1 protein-coding gene is annotated in these 1,774 nt (G+C 49.7%); it reads right to left on the bottom strand.

Features of this window, described 5'->3' with window-relative positions:
• Nucleotides 1–148 precede the first annotated feature (148 nt).
• On the bottom strand, nucleotides 149–1,774 hold a 1,626-nt coding region (locus QUA70_RS28360; protein WP_333351086.1), incomplete at its 5' end, for a CHAT domain-containing protein.

Genomic DNA, 1,774 nt, shown 5'->3' on the forward strand with positions numbered 1-1,774 from the left:
TTATCACCAGCGACCGTTGCCGTTGGTGAGTGCAGTGACGATCGCGATTTAATAGCTGTTTAGTCTAAACTCCAGTACTACGATCACCCAACTCTACTGCAACGCACAAACTAACCCTAATCCAATAGAGATCGCCCTTCATAAAAACTTACTCTGCTTCCCCAATCAACGTAAATGCCGCCCAATCTCGCGGATTGGAATGGTTTGGGTTTTTCATCGTGGTTAACATTGCCTGTCGCAATGCCTGTGCTTTATTCGGGTTTTGCTGAAGATTTTGATAAAATGCCTGCATTAATTCGGCTGTAGGCGCATCGGGAACCGCCCATAAAGAAACAATTACACTCGGTACTCCTGCTGAAATCAAAGCACGCGATAAACCAATCACCCCATCCCCAGTAATTCTGCCTTCTCCAGTGTTGCAGGCACTCAAAACAACTAAGTTTGCTTGCAGTTTCATGTCGAAAATCTCTGCTGCGGTCAATAAGCCGTCATCCCTACCAGAAGGAGCCAGGGCGATCGCACTTGACAATCCGTTCAGGTTATCGAGCAATCCATGCGTTGCCAGGTGAATAATTGATGCTTGAGGCATTTTTTGGACGATCGCAGCTTTTGTCCCTTGTGCGCCTAAGATCGCTTGAGTATTGAGCAGAGGGGCGATCGCTCGCGCTTCAGCTTCAGCCCCAGGTAGAGGAGACAATTGCTGCTTAGGTTCTCCCACAGAGAGAGACACACTCGGCATCGTGGGATTGCCCAAGACTAGAGCCCTGCCGTTGTTGGCTGGCTTCTGTACTAACTTCTGCAGTTGCTGTCGAGTCAAATCCAATACTTGAATCGAAGGGGCAGTCCGAATCGTGTGTTTCTGGATTAAGTAAGTACCGTTAGGATCTTGGAGTGCAGGGAAGGGTACCTGGAACAGGGAACCTTGGGGAATGAAAATGACATGGGCATTGGGATCTTTGGGGAGGAGGCTGGCAATGGGATCGATCAGCAGTTGATGCAGGGTGGGTAAGTCGGTTGGGCATTCGGTCAAGCCCGTGCTGCTGCGACTGCGGATATCAAAGGATTCTTGTGTGCAAATGACTGGGTTGGCTAGGGAGACTTTGTGCTTTTGCCAGAGGGGTTTGAGATCTACCTGGCGGAAGGTGATTTCGCCCGTCGGTTGAATCACCCAGATGTAAAGCGCGGATTCTCGCGTTTCTTGTTTGCCCTGAATCTGGAAGCGGTCGTAGATGATGGAATACTGCACCAAAGTGGCGTTCTGTGCTTTGGCGATTTGGCGAATTTGCTCCTGGTTCGGAGAAGTGGCGATCGCCGGATTGGTAGAACCTGACGATAAGCGTTCTGTCAGCAGATCGACAAAGGCACGGGCGCGTCCCCGTTCGGCAATTTCTAAAGCGGCGATCGGGTTATTTTGAGCCACCCGGACTTGTTGTAAAGTCAGATAAGTGCCAGCTTGTCCTTCAAAGATGGAGACTTTATTCGCGTCGTTGGAGCCGAGCATTTGACGCATCGATTCCCAAACTTGAATCGCATCAATCAGCATTTTTTCAGCTTCTGTTGGGTTGCCAGCTTTCAAGAGGGCCAATCCGAGGTTGTTGAGTGCCGTACCTTCTCCGTCGCGGTCTTTAATTTCGCGGGCGATGGCTAAGCGCTGCTGTGTATACTCAATCGTTTTGGCATAGTTGCCCAGATAGATGTAACCCGCATTCCGCAGATATTTAAGCAGAGGTAAAGCAAGATAGATTCGGCAACAATAAACTCCCAAACGATTGCC

This window comes from Microcoleus sp. LAD1_D5 (assembly GCF_036702115.1).
Taxonomy (GTDB): domain Bacteria; phylum Cyanobacteriota; class Cyanobacteriia; order Cyanobacteriales; family Microcoleaceae; genus Microcoleus.